The organism is Paenibacillus sp. J22FR21, from assembly GCF_056269135.1.
Map to the genome: position 1 here is coordinate 287,448 of NZ_JBWDNJ010000001.1, position 15,651 is coordinate 303,098.

General features: G+C 50.2%; 13 protein-coding genes. 6 read left to right on the plus strand and 7 right to left on the minus strand.

Features of this window, described 5'->3' with window-relative positions:
• The first annotated feature begins 3 nt into the window (after positions 1-3).
• Both AC0YNS_RS01335 and AC0YNS_RS01340 read left to right on the plus strand, forming a co-directional pair.
• On the plus strand, positions 4-1,269 hold the full coding sequence (locus AC0YNS_RS01335) for an MFS transporter (RefSeq protein ID WP_475779282.1): 1,266 nt from the start codon (positions 4-6) through the stop codon (positions 1,267-1,269).
• 18 nt (positions 1,270-1,287) lie between these two features.
• Positions 1,288-2,490 (plus strand): MFS transporter, encoded by a 1,203-nt coding sequence (locus AC0YNS_RS01340; RefSeq protein ID WP_475779283.1) that lies wholly within the window; start codon positions 1,288-1,290, stop codon positions 2,488-2,490.
• 69 nt (positions 2,491-2,559) lie between these two features.
• On the opposite strand, the gene AC0YNS_RS01345 is transcribed toward AC0YNS_RS01340, so the two are convergent.
• From AC0YNS_RS01345 to AC0YNS_RS01355, 3 genes are all read right to left on the minus strand, one after another.
• Positions 2,560-3,234, minus strand: a complete 675-nt coding sequence (locus tag AC0YNS_RS01345) for a TetR/AcrR family transcriptional regulator (RefSeq protein WP_475779284.1) — start codon at positions 3,232-3,234, stop codon at positions 2,560-2,562.
• Positions 3,235-3,307: 73 nt separating this feature from the next.
• Positions 3,308-4,330 (minus strand): ABC transporter permease, encoded by a 1,023-nt coding sequence (locus tag AC0YNS_RS01350; RefSeq protein ID WP_475779285.1) that lies wholly within the window; start codon positions 4,328-4,330, stop codon positions 3,308-3,310.
• Positions 4,327-5,079 (minus strand): ABC transporter ATP-binding protein, encoded by a 753-nt coding sequence (locus tag AC0YNS_RS01355; protein WP_475779286.1) that lies wholly within the window; start codon positions 5,077-5,079, stop codon positions 4,327-4,329. Before AC0YNS_RS01355 ends, AC0YNS_RS01350 begins: the two co-directional genes overlap by 4 nt.
• Positions 5,080-5,288: 209 nt before the next feature.
• Here AC0YNS_RS01355 and AC0YNS_RS01360 point away from each other — a divergent pair, with 209 nt between their 5' ends.
• Entirely contained in the window at positions 5,289-8,312 is a 3,024-nt protein-coding gene (locus AC0YNS_RS01360; protein ID WP_475779287.1) for an efflux RND transporter permease subunit, read from the plus strand.
• A gap of 62 nt (positions 8,313-8,374) precedes the next feature.
• On the opposite strand, the gene AC0YNS_RS01365 is transcribed toward AC0YNS_RS01360, so the two are convergent.
• On the minus strand, positions 8,375-9,229 hold the full coding sequence (locus AC0YNS_RS01365) for a phytanoyl-CoA dioxygenase family protein (protein WP_475779288.1): 855 nt from the start codon (positions 9,227-9,229) through the stop codon (positions 8,375-8,377).
• Positions 9,230-9,396: 167 nt separating this feature from the next.
• Between AC0YNS_RS01365 and AC0YNS_RS01370 the strand changes: the two genes are divergently transcribed.
• Entirely contained in the window at positions 9,397-10,305 is a 909-nt protein-coding gene (locus AC0YNS_RS01370; protein WP_475779289.1) for a helix-turn-helix domain-containing protein, read from the plus strand.
• 54 nt (positions 10,306-10,359) lie between these two features.
• Here the strand turns inward: AC0YNS_RS01370 and AC0YNS_RS01375 are convergent, their stop codons facing one another.
• The gene (locus tag AC0YNS_RS01375) at positions 10,360-11,010 is read right to left on the minus strand and encodes a YktB family protein (protein WP_475779290.1); all 651 of its coding nucleotides are present in this window, start codon (positions 11,008-11,010) and stop codon (positions 10,360-10,362) included.
• 131 nt (positions 11,011-11,141) lie between these two features.
• Here AC0YNS_RS01375 and AC0YNS_RS01380 point away from each other — a divergent pair, with 131 nt between their 5' ends.
• Positions 11,142-11,360: a hypothetical protein gene (locus tag AC0YNS_RS01380; protein WP_475779291.1), complete on the plus strand. Its 219-nt coding sequence runs from the start codon at positions 11,142-11,144 to the stop codon at positions 11,358-11,360.
• 163 nt (positions 11,361-11,523) lie between these two features.
• Entirely contained in the window at positions 11,524-13,497 is a 1,974-nt protein-coding gene (locus AC0YNS_RS01385; protein ID WP_475779292.1) for a stalk domain-containing protein, read from the plus strand.
• 90 nt (positions 13,498-13,587) lie between these two features.
• Here AC0YNS_RS01385 and AC0YNS_RS01390 read toward each other — a convergent pair whose 3' ends face one another.
• Positions 13,588-14,676: a Gfo/Idh/MocA family protein gene (locus AC0YNS_RS01390; protein ID WP_090976961.1), complete on the minus strand. Its 1,089-nt coding sequence runs from the start codon at positions 14,674-14,676 to the stop codon at positions 13,588-13,590.
• On the minus strand, positions 14,673-15,650 hold the full coding sequence (locus tag AC0YNS_RS01395; RefSeq protein ID WP_256208365.1) for an AraC family transcriptional regulator: 978 nt from the start codon (positions 15,648-15,650) through the stop codon (positions 14,673-14,675). Before AC0YNS_RS01395 ends, AC0YNS_RS01390 begins: the two co-directional genes overlap by 4 nt.
• Between the last annotated feature and the right edge of the window lies 1 nt (position 15,651).

Consider the following 15,651-nt stretch of genomic DNA (forward strand, 5'->3'; position numbering starts at 1 on the left):
AACATGAGTATCGGTAAGGGCTGGGCAGGAAAAAAGGTTTTGTCGTCACCATTCGTCGTCCAGCTGCTCATCATTATGTATTTGGTTGAATTCGTGAAGGGTGCTTTGCTCGTCTCGATTCTCCCTGTTTATATGAGGGAAGTGCTCCATTTATCTGCGTATGCGGTAGGCTGGGCACTTGCTCTGCAATACATCGGCGATAACGCGTTTCGCAGTCCGCTTGGCTGGATTATCGACCGTATGGGGTACCGCTACGTCATGCTATTCGGCGTCTTGTTCACGAGTGCGTCGGTGCTGATCGTTTCCTATCTGCACGGTATGGGCTGGATTGTCGTTGCTTGTCTGCTGCTCGGGATCGGGACTTCACCGCTATGGCCATGCGTCATCAATGGAGCAACTACTGTGGCCGGCAATGAGTCGAGCGGCACGATAATGAGTGTTGTTTACATGGCTTGGCTGACTGGCGTCGGCTGCGGTCCGATCGTTATAAATTTCTTCATCACGCACACCTATGCACCTGCCTTTCGAATATTGATTGGGATGATGGTTGTCGTTATCATCGTCGCGCTGCTGCTGCCAGGGAAGAAACGGTCGATGGAGCTGGAAAATCGAGAAGAAGCACCGGTTGCCGCGACTTCTGAAACAGCTCATGAACAGTTATCGATGCGGGAGCGGGTACGCAGATATTTTGCCAAGGTGAGCAGTTCCTTGCATGCAAGTAAGCTGCTGTATCCGGCGATGTTTACGCAGAACTTTGCGCTGGGGCTTCTTACGCCTGTTCTGACGCAATACGCACGTACTGTCCTGCACCTAACTCCGCAGCAGTACAGCATGTATCTTGTTGCAGGTGGTGCGGTAACGGTAATCGGGCTAATTCCGGTCGGCAAATGGGTCGATCGTTTCGGCACGAAGTGGTTTCTTCATGTCGGATTTCTGACGGCAGCGATCTCGTTGTCCGTTCTCGGTTACACACGTAGTTTACCGCTCGTTATGCTTATCGTGGCGTTTGTCGGACTGGGCTATGCCTGTATTATTCCGGCTTGGAACGCACTGATTGCTCAAGCAATTCCCAAATCGGAACGTGGAGCGGTATGGGGATTCTTCCTTACAATTGAAGGCCTTGGTATGGTGTTTGGCAGCATTATGTCCGGCAAGCTATGGGATATGCTCGGTCCTCATTCTCCTTTTCTGGTCAGCGGAGCCGTTCTGCTTCTCTTGTTTGTTCTTCATTTGTTCATAACAAGACATAAAGCAGATGTGGTAACATGATGGGGTGGAGGGAACAAAATGACACAAAACAAAGACAAACGACTTGGCATAGTAATGGTCATGCTTATTACGACATTTATCGGGTTTGGGATTATTATTCCGGTTTTGCCGGAGCTTATTAAGAAAGCGAGTCCGGGATCTGTAGAATTTCATACAGGCATGATGCTTTCCGTGTATTCGGCGGTATCCTTTCTGCTTTCGCCGCTATGGGGCGGACTGTCCGACCGTATCGGACGTCGACCGGTTATTCTTACCGGCGTGCTCGGCTTTGCGGCCAGCTTCCTATTATTCGGTATCGCAGACGGAAGTCTGCCGATTATGTATGCATCGCGGCTGCTCGGCGGGTTGTTCTCGGGAGCTGTCACGTCCGTTATCGTCGCTTATGTTGCGGATATAACGCCGCCGGAGCAGCGGACACGCGGAATGGGGCTTGTCGGCATGTCGATCGGCCTTGGCTTTACGATCGGACCCGGCTTCGGCGGTTTGCTGAGTCTCGTTTCGCAGAACACGCCATTCTTCGCGGCAGCGGCACTCGCACTCGTCACATTCCTAATCGCGGTCACGAAGCTGCCGGAATCGCTGACGCCGGAAATGAGGCAAGCGGCGGGCGAAGCGAAGCCTTCGCGCTGGAGTGCTTTTACAGGCTCGGTCAAATACTTATATGTACTCGCGCTGATTGTATCTTTATCGCTCGCAGGGCTTGAAGCGACGCTGCAGCTGTTCGGTATGAAGCGCTTCGATGTCACTCCGTTACAAGTAGGCGTGATGTTTCTCGTTTGCGGTCTCGTCGGTGCACTGGTTCAAGGCGGAATCGTCCGCAGACGGATTCGCAAAGGCCAAGAGCCGATGTATATTACGGCAGGCCTTATTATATCGGCTGTCGGTTTCCTTCTCTTGGTTACATCACACTCGCTGCTCAGCTCGACGATTTACTTGGCGATCTTCGGAATCGGCAACGCGCTGATTCGTCCGTGCGTGACATCGTTGATTACGCAGAAGACAACCGTCGGACAAGGTGTCGCATCAGGCTTGAGCTCGTCCATGGACAGCTTGGGACGGATTATCGGCCCGCTGTTTGGAGCGTTCCTCTTCACGGTCGACTTGACGCTCCCTTATGTAGCTGGCGGGCTGTTGTCGCTAGCGGCGCTTACGCTGCTGCTGCGATTCCGATTGCTAGACAGTTCATCGGTAGAACAAACGAAATCCGTATCCCAACGTTAAAATAAAAAGCACCTGCATCAGGATGCCGCTATGGCATAAATGAGGCAGGTGCTTTTTGCATGTCACAACTTATTTGGTTATGCCGAGACCACGCATGATGAACGTAATGGTTTCCTCTCGTTCTCGCTTATCGTCCCAAACGGCGTCATTGCGCTCTCCATACAAGGTACGAACGGCAATGTAGCCCATGATGGCGGAGATGCTGAGCCTCACGACTGTCATGGAAGGCAGTTCCGCCATTTGCCCCTTCGCTTGAAATTGCGTCACGAGCTTCTGAAGTCGGCTGAGCACCTTTCCGAGCACATCCCGTTGAAAATGTTCCTGCAGTTCCGGATGAAACGGAATCTCCTGCATTAAAATCCGCAAGATGTTGCGATGCTTCGATATGAACTCGATTCGATTCTCAATCATCGCACGAATAACACCTTCGAAGCTCTCGTAGTCAGCATCGAGCACTTTGTTGAAGCCACGCAGGACGAAGGGAGCAATCAGCTTCGTCATCGCAGGCGCCACAATCGAGAGCAGCAAATCCTTCTTGGTCTTGTAATGCCGGAATATCGTACCTTCCGCGACTCCGGCACGCTGCGCAATCTCGCTGGTGGAGGAGCCTGCGAAACCCTTCTCGGCGAAGATCTCAATGGCGGATTGTAGGATTTTCACCTGCTTCTCGGTCATTTTCTCTCCGCCGCTATCGTTTCGGAGCAGCTCTTCCACCCATTGTTCCATCGTTTCATTCCCGTTCATCACGATCAACTCCTTCATGCCATCACCACGTTCAATTCGTTAATCTTGATGATATCACAGAAGTGTGATCGGATTAAATGGCACGGTGTTTCTTTAGTGCAAGTACGTTCAGCAAGGCAAAGACAGTCGAGAACCCTACGAGCACGTAGACATCCAGCTGAATATCGCTCCAGCCCTCGCCTCGAATCATAATGCCTCGCATCGCATCTGCCCCGTAATAGAGCGGCATGATGGTACTTAGCTTCTGCAGCCAAGGTGCCATGGAATCTAAGTTGAACAAGCCCGAGAAGAAGACTTGAGGCACGACGACAAGCGGAATGAACTGGATGATCTGAAACTCGTTGCTTGCAAAAGAAGACAAGAGCGTTCCTAGCGTCAGCGCGGTTAACGATAAAAGCAGGTTCATCATGAGCACGAGCCAGATGGACCCATCCATATAGAGGCCAAGGACGTTAATGGCAAACCATGCAATCAACGCTGCTTGAAGCAGTGTAAATAAACCGAAGCCGGATAAATATCCGAGTACGACTTCTGAGCGCCGAATCGGCGTAGCCAGCAGACGCTCCAATGTGCCGCTTGTTCGTTCTCTGAGGAAGGATACGCCTGCCAGCATGAAGACGAAGAAGAACGAGAAGAAGCCGATCAATACAGGCCCGAAGGAATCGAAGGAGGCCATGTCCTCGCTGCCGTGCAAATACGTAATCGATGGCTGAACTGCAGGCATATCAGCACCCATCATGCGCTGCAGCAGGAGCAGCACCATTTTACTTGAAGCGGGGTCGCTTCCTTCCAGGGTAATCGCAGGTTTTCCTCCGCCGCCAAGTGAAAGCACTGCGTCCAGATCTCCGTCTTGGAGTGCCTGCTCAGCTGCCGCAGCCGTATCGTAAGTCGTTACTTCAGCATCGGCCTTCTCCAGCCGTTCAACGATAGCGGCCGGGATTTGTACAGCGCCGATCTGAGGTTCTACCGTGTTTCCGTTAAATACAAGCTTCATTAATGTAAGAATAAGCAGCGGAGCTAGAAACAGGAGTGCCAGCGTTCGTTTGTCCCGAACAAATTGACGGATGATTCGAATGGCAAGCGCTCTGATCCTCATTCGCGAACACCTCCGCCATATACGATAAAAGCTTCCTCGATCGTCGAGCTGCCACTGCTTGCTTTGATTGCGTCCGGAGTACCGAGTGCAGTCAGCTTGCCGTCTCGGATGAGTCCCAGTCGATCGCATTTGTCTGCTTCATCCATGACATGCGTCGTAAGTACAATCGTTGTACCTCGTTTGCGCATTTCGCCAAGCTCCTTCCAAATCGACTGCCGTAATACGGGGTCAATGCCGACCGTTGGCTCATCGAGAACGAGCAGCTCCGGCTCGTGCAGCAAGGAGAGGGCTAGCGACAGGCGCCGTTTCATCCCGCCGGAATAAGCAGCAACGGTCTTGTTCAGATCATCTTGGAGATTGACGATCGTCATCGCAGCTTCGATCCGCTGCATCATGCGCGGACCTTTAAGTCCGTACAAGGAAGCGAAGAACGTCAAATTCTCCTTGGCTGTAAGTTCGTTATACAGCGCATCCGACTGCGCCATATAGCCGAAGCGCTGAAGCATCGACAGCTTCGGCATCTGCTCGCCCAGCATGTAGACAGAACCTCCGTCGGCTTTATCTATACCGGTGATGAGCTTAATCAGCGTTGTTTTGCCGGAGCCGGAAGGACCAAGCAGGCCGAACAATTCGCCGCGTTCTACTTGCAAGGAGATGTCGTCCAGAACGGTTTTGCTGCCGAAGCGTCGTGTAACGGAGCGCACATCGACAACCGGAGCAGGTGAAGCTGAGGTTGATAAATTAGTCATTTGGGCTCACATCCTCGCTTGAAAATGAGTGATCACTCACATTTATTTTACTCCTAATAAGATCTTTCTGTAAAGTGAGTAATCACTCATTTTGTCCGAAGACTTACTTCCGCCTCCGCCTTAGGTCGGGGATAAATACTGGTCTACAGACGTTTACATCCCCTATCTGAAAAAGGTATTCTTTAACAAGGAGTTCTGAGGAGAACCATATGAAAGGGGAAAAGGTAGAAATGCAGTTTATTACCAAATGGGCTTTTAACAATAAAGCCGCTATGAAACTCGTAGTGCTAATGGCACTCGTGATGGGGGTAATCAGCTACTACAGGCTTCCGATGGAGTTCTTGCCTGAAGCTGATAATCCGATGGTTACGATTGCAGCAATCGGACCTGGTTATGATGCCAAATCGATGGAAACCGGCGTTACAGCCAAACTGGAGGAAGCGGTACAGTTCGTGAAAGGCAAGAGCCTCATGACGTCATCCTCCGGTAACGGATTCTCCAAAATCGACTTAGCTTTCGATTCCAAAACAAACATGAAAGAAGCAAAAGCGGAGGTTGAAGCGGCGATTCGCTCGGTTCAATTGCCGGAGCGCGTTATGCCTCCGTACGTTGTACAATTCAACACATCCATGATTCCAATCTCTTGGGTATCCATTAACTTAGATGGAGTAGCGGCGAAAGACCGTGAGAAAATGGAGAAAGACCTGATTAACGCCTTTAAGAAAGTAGATGGCGCAGGCGATGTGTCGCTTGGCGGCAAATCGAACCCCAATATCTCCGTTATTCCGGATTCGGCTAAGCTGGCAGAGAAAGGCGTTCCGTTCGCTTCTCTTATGGGCGTGCTTCAAGGCCGCGGCGTTGCGGCTTCCATTGGCGAGAAAACAATCGATGGCGCTTCCGGCAACATCAATGTGGAAGCGGCGATTAACGATCTGGATACGCTTCGCAAGCTTCCGGTAGCAGCAGGCGTAACGCTTGGCGATGTTGCTAAAGTGGAAGCTCAAACCGAGCAAGAGAGCATCAGCAGCCTGGATGGCAAGAATGTGCTCATGCTCACGATTTCCAAAACAGCGGATGCCAATGCCGTTAAAGTCGGCGACGGTGTGAATGCCGAAGTAGAGCGTCTGAACAAGGATATGAAAGGCGTCGAAATCAAAGTGCTTTCGAGCACATCGGAGCAAGTTGTACATTCCGTAAACTCGATGCTTCGTGAAGTATTGATGGGCGCACTGTTCGCAACAATCGTAATCCTGCTGTTCATGCGTAATCTGAGAGCTACGCTTGTGACAATCGTATCGATTCCGCTCTCGCTTGGTATTACACTTTACTTGCTTCAAGTATCCGGCGTAACGCTTAACATTATTACGCTCGGCGGTGTTGCGGTTGCGGTTGGCCGTCTCGTGGATGACAGTATCGTCGTCATCGAGAATATCTATCGCCGCTTGCAGAAAGAAACGTTCTCGGTTGGTCTTGTCATGGACGCAACGAAGGAAGTTGCAACAGCGATTACGTCTTCCACGCTTGTGACAGTAGCCGTATTCCTGCCAATGGGACTTCTGCGCGGTTCGCTTCAAGCGTTCCTGCTGCCATTTGCATTAACCGTAAGTTACTCGCTCCTAGCATCCTTGCTGGTTGCTCTAACGGTAGTACCGATTCTAAGCGCGGTGCTGCTGCGTAACACGAAGATGAAGGAGCACGAAGGCTCCAAACGTTTTGCCAATTTCTTAAACTGGAACTTGCAGCATAAATGGGTTCCGCTTGTCATTGCCGTCCTGCTGCTTGTTGGTTCTGTTGGTGCGTACATGTCGATGCCTAAAGGGGCTATTGATTCCTCCAACGCAGCGAACTTATCCGTAACGTTGGAATATTCGAGCGATACGCCGACTGATAAAGTAATCGCAGAAGGTCGCAAGCTTGAGACATTCTTGAACGATCGTAACGATATTGACTGGGTTCTCATGCAGAACGGGAACAGCGCAGATGGGGCGCAATACGGTGAGGTAACTTCTCCTACCTTGGTTACTTACTTGGTTGATATGAAGGAAGGCGCAGACGCTGAGAAGCTGATCAGTGATGTGAAAGGTCAGCGCTCCTCCTATCCGGGAGCAGATCTGAATGCGGGGGCAATGGATTTTGCCGGCGGCGGAAGCTCCACTCAGGTTGTGGTTGACGTATCCGGCGATGATCTCGATGCGATCTCCAAAGGTGCAGAGCAAGTGATGGCTGCCATTAAACCGGTCAAAGATGTCATCAAAGTGAAATCGAATCAAGAGCAAATGAAACCTGTGTTCACGTTCCAAGTGGATCCTTTGAAATCAAACGGTCAAGAGATTGCACAACAACTTCAGGGGATGATGAATCCAATTCCACTGGGTACTGTGAATATCGATGATCGTACAACTAACGTCATTCTTCAACCGCTTGCGGATCCGAAATCGGAAAACGACCTGAATGAATTGACTGTTATGACAGCACAAGGCCCTGCTAAGGTTTCTTCCGTTGCTAAGCTTGTGAAGAGCGAACAGCCTAGCGTATTCTATCATAAAGACGGCAAAGCTTATGTTCGTGTAACGGCTGATGTAGATCCTAGTCAATTGTCGATCGTAGGTAAAGAAATTACGAAGAAAGTGGATGCTCTTAAAGCAGCTGAAGGTGTAACGTTCACCGTTGGCGGCGCATCTGCAGATCAATCGGCAGACTTCGCGGATTTGGGTATCATCATGCTGGTTGCGATCGGTATCGTATACTTGATCATGGTAGTCACATTCAAAACCTTGCGTGCACCGCTTGCCATTCTGTGCTCGCTTCCGCTTGCAGCAATCGGAGCAGTCGTAGCCTTGCTCGTATCGAACGTATCGCCTGACTTCACGGCGGTGTTCGGAGCGCTCATGCTCGTCGGTATCGTGGTCACGAACGCGATCGTTCTGATTGACCGCGTGAAACAGAACGAACAACGGATGGGTATCCGTGAAGCATTGGTAGAAGCAGCGGTAACGCGTGCTCGCCCAATTCTCATGACGGCAATCGCAACGATCTCGGCTATGCTGCCGCTCGTCTTCGGTTCATCTGAGAGTGGAAGCATCGTATCGCAAAGCTTAGCGATCGTGGTTATCGGTGGTTTGGCTGCGGCAACATTGCTTACACTGCTTATCATCCCTTGTATCTATGAGCTGTTCTTCTTCCGTAAAGCGAAACGCCAACGCGTGGCTGCTAAGAAGGCAGTAGCTGCTTAAATTATTGAATTCATGAACAAAGCCTTACGTCCATCATGGACGTAAGGCTTTGTTCAATTCTATCAATAACTCCCGGCAGGAATTGCCGTCCACTGACTCAGCCACTGTTCATAGGATGCTTCGCTTTCCGGATGCACTGGGCTTCTGGCAATGAAGCCTTGTGCTTTGCCGCTTTCCGTTGCGACCGACGTCGCTTCATAGCGGATATCCATGGACCAGCGTACGGCGTCCGATTGGTTCGGCAGCGCTCGGTGGGGGAGGAGCTGGGTGAAACAAAGGGCATCCCCACGCTGCATCTCTACGGAAAGTGCGGTAAGCTTATCGGCATCCTCGCGCTTAAGCCCCAGAAAGTTCGTCTCCTCGTCGATAACGCCATCCAGCAACGTTCGGTCGAAGAAACCGGGCGCGACCTGCAGACAGCTGTTAAATTCGGTTACACGCTGCAGCGGCATCCATATGGATACGACGTGAGTGTTCTCGGCGTCGCGGTAATATTGAGCGTCCTGATGCCAAGGGGTATCCGTCCACTTCTGGTCCGGCAGCTTCGGTCTGGCATTGAATATGCCGTGAACGGAAACGTCCTCTGTTTCGAGCAGCTGCTGCGCAATATCGAGCAGCGCAGAATCTTTCAAGAAGTCGTACATGTCCCTGCCCACGAGGTCACGGCGAGGGCTTCGGCCATACTTGGGCTTCCCGGCGTCATGCCACAACTGAACGAGACGATGCTGAAAGTCCAGCTCTTGTTTCTTATCGGTAATCAGCTTCTGTTCAGACCAAGATTCCACAAGATCATCGACCCAATTGCTAATAATCCGTTCTGCCAGCTTCAGAGCCTGCTCAGGTACTACATTGCGCAGATGTACATAATGATGGCGTTTATAAAATTCAAGCTGTTCTTCACTTAGATGAACCTGCATAGCGGCTTCTCTCCTCAGCGCTTGATAAACCTATTGTACGGTCATTAAAGGTGAAGAGACTATGGCGAAAACACGTTGCAATTTGACCATTTGTCGTTAGAATGAGGAGAATAAGCAACGAATACATCATTGAATTGATCATTATACGATGAAGAGGTCGATTACTCATGGTTATTCCATTTCACTTTCGTATGCTGCGCAGCGTAATTGCTGTCTCCGATTGTCATTTAAGAGAAGTCGATGCAGGTTGGTCCTATCAGCTCCACGAGCACAGTGGGTATGAACTTCTTCACTGTTATAACGGACAATTGACAGAGTGGATTCACGGGGAACCTGTGGTGATGTCTACGGGGGATTGGCTGCTAATTGGTCCAGGGGTCAAGCATAGTACGATTAATGAATCAAACCTTGGCTTCGTATATTTCTCCGTCCATTTCGGCATCGAAGACCCGGAGCTGACCCATGCACTGAAAGATATGAACTATGTTCATCTGTCACAGCGAATCGATCGATTGCAGGAGGAGTTCGCTGATCTTCTCGGTCATATCAAGCGAAATCATACATCTGAAACTGACATTATGCATGCTCCACCAGCCGTGAATGTTGATAACTATGACGTACTCGCAAAGTACAACATTCAACTCTCTGTTCAGCGGCTGGTCCTGTATGCTCTAGAACTGACAACAATGCTGCAAGCCGGCAACGGCGTGCAAGTTAGCCGCAAACTACTTCATGCCTCCGAGGTCGAGCTGGCTCATGTCATTCAACAGAAGCTCCTTGAGGCTGTATATACCAATATGGAAATTAATCAGATTTCAAAGCAGCTATTCGTAAGTCGGAGTCATTGTAACGAGGTATTCAAGAAGGTGTATGGCATTGCACCGAAACGCTTCTTGGGTCTGATGAAACAACGGAAAGCTGAGGAGCTGCTGGTGCAATCCAGACATGCTGTAGAAACGATCGGCGAGATGCTTGGCTTTGCCTCATTAAGTGCATTCAGCAGGCAGTTCAAGCGGTGGACCACATTATCGCCGCAGGAATATCGATTAGGCTCTAGAAGAAACGAGAAGGGCTGACTCCGGCATGTTCGGGCAAGAACACAAGGAATCAGCCCTAGCTGAGGTTACGTATTAGAAGGACATTTTATAAAGCGGCAGTACTGTCGTAAACGTTTCCTTCACTTTATGAATGAATGCTTCGCCGTCCAGCAGGATCGGGTCGTTGCGGTCGATAATGATGCCGCAGAGCGCCTCGGAGGCTTTCACCGTACGAAGACGCTGGAGCAGCTGTACAAGGCCGGCATCGCCAAGCTCGCCTTGCGTATCTCCGCCGGGTACCATATGGTTGCCGGACCATACATAATGGGCAGGGATATGCTTGGCAATGTCGTCCAATTGGTTCAGTGCGTGCTCGGCAAACACCGACTTGTTATCAGACTCGTAAATAATGGCAAATTGCACGAAGAGATGCGAGCCAAACAGTCCGATTTGGAAATGCGGGAACATTTTATAACCACGCTTGCCCGGGGCGAAAGCGATCCACGTATCATTCGGCGGATTAATCGTTCTGCGTGCATGTTTGGCAACGTGCGGGAACATCGGCTCAGCGCACAGCTCCGTTAAGAAAGGAGACAGCCGCTCGCCCAGCTCGTGCAGCTTCGGCCGGATTCGTTCAATTAATAACGACATGCGGGCTTCTAGGCCCGGGACGTCGAAGACATCAAAATCAGTTGCGGAAAAGCCTGGGAATACAGCGGCTTCCGAAGTTGCTTGCAGCACCATTTCATTCATCATCCTTTTCAATTATTGCCGTTTCTTCATGATAATCGCAGCCGCCAATGTTTGCAATCTCGTTCCGATTCCGTTAGTCTACTCTAGTATGCATAAGCGAAAGGTTAGGAGAGGTAACAAGCATGTGGCAGCAATTGTGGTTTTTAACCAATATGGTATTTGTAACGCTCGCAATCGTATTTTTATTCGTACATCGTTCCGTAACGCTGGCCAAGCAACAGCCGGATGTAGGGCGAATTATTAAAGCCAAGAAGGTTCGAATGGTTGTAGCCATTTTAACGATTCTAGCATTTATCGGGATGGCTACTTTCTTCTTAATTAACATGCGAGTAAATGGTTAACCGACGATTCCGCAGATGTGTCTAAAGCTTGTCTCTTCCCAATCTCCCGCAACCTTTCCGGTCTCGGTTACGTTTAACGTGACAACAGCGGCTGGCAAAACAGCAGCAGCACGCATTTCGAATTACGCTGTCTGCAACTAAGAGAGAACAAAGGAGACGCAGCATGAAATCGTTGAAATGGATACTGATCTTATCGTTCCTGATATTCCCATTCTCCACCATTACTAGCGAAACGGCATCGGCTCAAGGTGCCTCAGATACGCTTATTTTGCAAATCGGAAGCAAGGTAATGAAGCATAATGGGAAGTCATACCAATCCTCACAGCCGGTTACAGCAATTAAAGATACCACATTTATTCCGTTTAGCTCCATTGCATCCCGTTACGGGTATACTATCTCGTATGATGCGAAGAAGAAGGAATCGATCGCAACCGGCGCTTCGAATGTCCTTCGTTTCAAGCTTGGAAGCTTGTATGCTTATCGCGGCGGAACGCCTGTTAAGCTGACAGGGAAGCCGTTTATTCTGAATGGTTCCCTCATGGTACCGCTTCGTTCATGGGGCGTGCTTACAGACAGCGCGATTGCAGTAGCAGGGAAGCAAATTTCGTTGTCATGGAATACCGTTGTCGTTCCGAAGAAACCTAAAGCGTTCTTCGAGGTACAGCCGACTGAAATTTATGCAGGCCAAACAACGGTAGCGTACATCGATCGTTCGATTAACTACACGGACGCACCCTTCGTCGACGAACGATATGAAGGTCGTATGGATGTGTTCCCGGAAGCGGGGATCTATACCATTACGAGACAGGTACAAGATATTAACGGTTTATGGAGCGATCCATTCTCTGTAACCGTCGAAGTTAAACCGCCGAATCAGGCGCCTGTTGCCGACTTTACGACAGAACGATCCAGCTACCGTATTGGTGAGAATATTACCTATATCGATCAAAGTACGGATGATGAGAACGATATTGTTCGTCGTACATGGACAGGCAATGATAAGGCATTCTTCGACGCCGGCGATAAGCAAGTTACGCTTGAGGTAGAGGATCGTCATGGCATGGTACATTCCGTTACGAAGACGGTTACGGTGACGCCGGAAGTGCTCTACACACGGGATGAATATAATAAGTTGTTTACCAAAATCGGTGATAAATTCAGCATCGACAGCAATTCCGTGCTGAATATTCCGGCATTGACGTATACTTTCCAATCGGAATCGGCTCAGATGGTGCGCAGCAACAGCCCGGAGACGCTGCTTCAAGAGGGGATTGCTTACGAGGCACAGCTAACAGGGCAAGTTCGATTCATGTTCCATAATGTGAACAACATCGGCTATCCGGTCAAGATGTACCTGCTTGCCACAAACAACAACGGGACACCGGTTAATGTAAGCACAAGCTCAATGGGAATCGGCGGACCGGATCCCTATGTAGTCAACACCGGTAAGCTTTCTACCGTGCGTTACTTGAAGTCAATTGGCGAGAATCCTTCTCCACGATGGTTAACGATCAGACCGCATGAAACGAAGGAGATTCTACCTGAGATTTCGAAAACGCCGATGAAAATCATGGAAGTTCTGTCGGCTTATGCAGATATCTATGCCGACCAAGAGCTGACCTTCCAAATCGTCGTCGTAGCTGCAGGCAAGAATCCGATTGCGGAGCTGCCGAATTTGACTATTATGCCACGGGACGGCAAGCATGTCAGAGGTACGTTCTACAATTCAGACCGTGATATTGATCTGAGTGACTCACTGGGTGAAACGCCGCAGCGTATCATGCTTGGCGATAAGAAGCTGGACACGTATTTAGACGGAATCGATGATACAAGCGGTCAATTAGAGTACAACATTGGCAATTTCGGCGTTCTTTATAAACTGCGATTGCCGCATGTAGCGCCTAATACACTGATTGCTCTTAATGCGAGAGGCGGATACTATACCGGAGCCTTTATGGTTAATGGTCAGGTCGTCACCGTCGCGAATGAAACGATTCTTAAAGATAATAAGGAAGCGGTCGTATTGTACCGTACAGGCAATTCGGAAGAATCCGTTGAAATGGTATTCACCTTAGCTGCGGGCAGCAACTTGCCTGTTGCGATGTTGTTCCTGCCGTTGCCGGGATTCCGCAAGTAAGACAAAAGCCTGCAAGCTGGATACACGCTCTGGAGAAGAGCGGGTACCTGGCTTGCAGGCTTTTTTGTCGTGCGCAGGCAGCTTATCAGCTTACCAAGGCAATACGATTTCAACTTCGCGCCGCTGCTCTGCGGAACGAATAACACCGTCGATAATCGCTTGTTGAATCATAATTTGCTCGCCCGGGATCGGGGCAGGGCGGCCTTCGCGAATCGCATCCACGAAGTCGCGGACTTTCTCGAAGAACAGGTCTTTATTGTGCTCAATAGCAGGAACAGGAGTAGATGTCTGCTGGCCCATGAAATCATGGTACAGCGTCATGCTGCCGACTTTGCCATCCCAAACGCCGGACCAGTTGCCGGTGCCATGAGGAGTGACTTTGAGGCCGCCATCTGTGCCAAGGAACATCGTGGAGCCGAGTGAGTCCATATGCATCGCCCAAGAGATCTTGAACTGAAGCACGAGATCGTTCTCGAAACGGACCATCGCAACGCCGAAATCTTCCACTTCAAACTTGCTTGCTTCGGGATGATAGAGCGGGTTCGTGCCGAAATGATTGCTTGTAAAAGCCGAAACGGTAAGCGGGCGCGGGTAGCCAAGTGCGTTCAAGGCCATATCAAGCGAGTAGCAGCCGATATCCGCCATTGCGCCTGCACCAGCGAGTGCTTTGCTGATGAATGTGCCGCCAGGCATACCGCGTCTGCGTCCGCCGCCGGTTTCAACGTAATAGACATTGCCGAGCTTGCCGGACTGCACGATGTCCTGTACAAGCTTCATATTAGGGTCATAGCGCGGCTGAAAGCCGATTGTCAGCATGCGATCTGTTTCGCGAGCTGTTTGCACCATGTCAACAGCTTCTGCAAGTGTAACGGACATCGGCTTCTCAAGCAGGACTTGTTTGCCGGCACGAAGGGAATCGACCGTCGTGGCATGATGCGAAACGTTAGGCGTACAAATGCTTACTCCGTCCAGATCCAATTCCAGCATACTGCGGTGACTGTCAAAAGCTTGCGTATCTGTCAATGAGAGCGATTCCGTAAATTGTTTGGCTTTGCCCGGAATGACATCTGCGACGGCAACAATTTCAACGCCCGGTAACTGTTTATATTGCCGAACATGAGCATGTGCGATACCGCCGCTTCCGATAATCCCAATTCGAATAGGCTTCGTTGTGGTCAACTTCGATTCATCTCCTTTAACTTCTCGTCCATTCCGGACGACTTCACCGACGTATGCTGAATGCGGAACTGTCTCGGCGTCATGTTGAACCGCTTCTTGAAGACATAATACAAATAATTGCTGCTGGCAAAACCATGCTCAAGCGCAATATGCTCGATCGGATTCTGACCTTCGATAATCGCGGAGCATACTTGAGAGAGCCGGTAGTTTTCTAAATACGCACTAAATGATTCCTCACCTTGCTCGCGGAAGATCCGCTGCAGCTGCCTTGCACTAATTGGAATACGTTCAGCAACTTCTTGAAGGGTTAATGGCTGCGCGTAGTTGTCATGAATAAACTGGGTGGCAATGCGGAACCGGTGTTCATTCATATTCCTTGACGGCGGCTTGAAGGTAGCGTTAGGCACCGACGACATTCGCGATGCGCGAAGCAAGATCTGGATGATCGATTGCTTGATCGAAGAGAAGGCACCAGGCTGTCCTTCTGTCCAAGCTCGGTAAGCCGACAGAAACCAAGACATTGCATTGTACTGGTCGACATGCGGACGCAGCGGCAAATTGTTGAGCGCCTGAATACAATTCTCCGCCTCATGGCGTTCCCAAGGATCTCCCCAGCTTTCCTCGTCATCACTTTCTTGGATCGGCACGATATCGATATGCAGACACAGTTCATCCATCGCTTCGCGGGCATCCGCTTCTTGTTGATGGAGTACATTGGGACCGGTTAAATAAAACAGCCCTTCATGCAGCTGGTGGACGGTGTCTTCCATAATAACTGTGCCTTTACCGCGAGGAATGAAATGAAACTCGTATTCCGAATGCTTATGAAAGCGAACGATTTTGCCCGGAGAGAAGGTAGCGAGATGGCAGCGAAGCACGCGAAAGCCATACCCTCCCCAGCGGAACTGAATGTCCAGCCGATCTATTTCATCACTGCGAGTTGCCATGATGGAGTACGTAAACGGTTTAGCCAAG

Coding starts and splice junctions, on each gene's coding strand:
- AC0YNS_RS01335 (WP_475779282.1), top strand. CDS start 4: ATGAGTATCGGTAAGGGCTGGGCAGGAAAAAAGGTTTTGTCGTCACCA.
- AC0YNS_RS01340 (WP_475779283.1), top strand. CDS start 1,288: ATGACACAAAACAAAGACAAACGACTTGGCATAGTAATGGTCATGCTT.
- AC0YNS_RS01345 (WP_475779284.1), bottom strand. CDS start 3,234: ATGAACGGGAATGAAACGATGGAACAATGGGTGGAAGAGCTGCTCCGA.
- AC0YNS_RS01350 (WP_475779285.1), bottom strand. CDS start 4,330: ATGAGGATCAGAGCGCTTGCCATTCGAATCATCCGTCAATTTGTTCGG.
- AC0YNS_RS01355 (WP_475779286.1), bottom strand. CDS start 5,079: ATGACTAATTTATCAACCTCAGCTTCACCTGCTCCGGTTGTCGATGTG.
- AC0YNS_RS01360 (WP_475779287.1), top strand. CDS start 5,289: ATGAAAGGGGAAAAGGTAGAAATGCAGTTTATTACCAAATGGGCTTTT.
- AC0YNS_RS01365 (WP_475779288.1), bottom strand. CDS start 9,229: ATGCAGGTTCATCTAAGTGAAGAACAGCTTGAATTTTATAAACGCCAT.
- AC0YNS_RS01370 (WP_475779289.1), top strand. CDS start 9,397: ATGGTTATTCCATTTCACTTTCGTATGCTGCGCAGCGTAATTGCTGTC.
- AC0YNS_RS01375 (WP_475779290.1), bottom strand. CDS start 11,010: ATGGTGCTGCAAGCAACTTCGGAAGCCGCTGTATTCCCAGGCTTTTCC.
- AC0YNS_RS01380 (WP_475779291.1), top strand. CDS start 11,142: ATGTGGCAGCAATTGTGGTTTTTAACCAATATGGTATTTGTAACGCTC.
- AC0YNS_RS01385 (WP_475779292.1), top strand. CDS start 11,524: ATGAAATCGTTGAAATGGATACTGATCTTATCGTTCCTGATATTCCCA.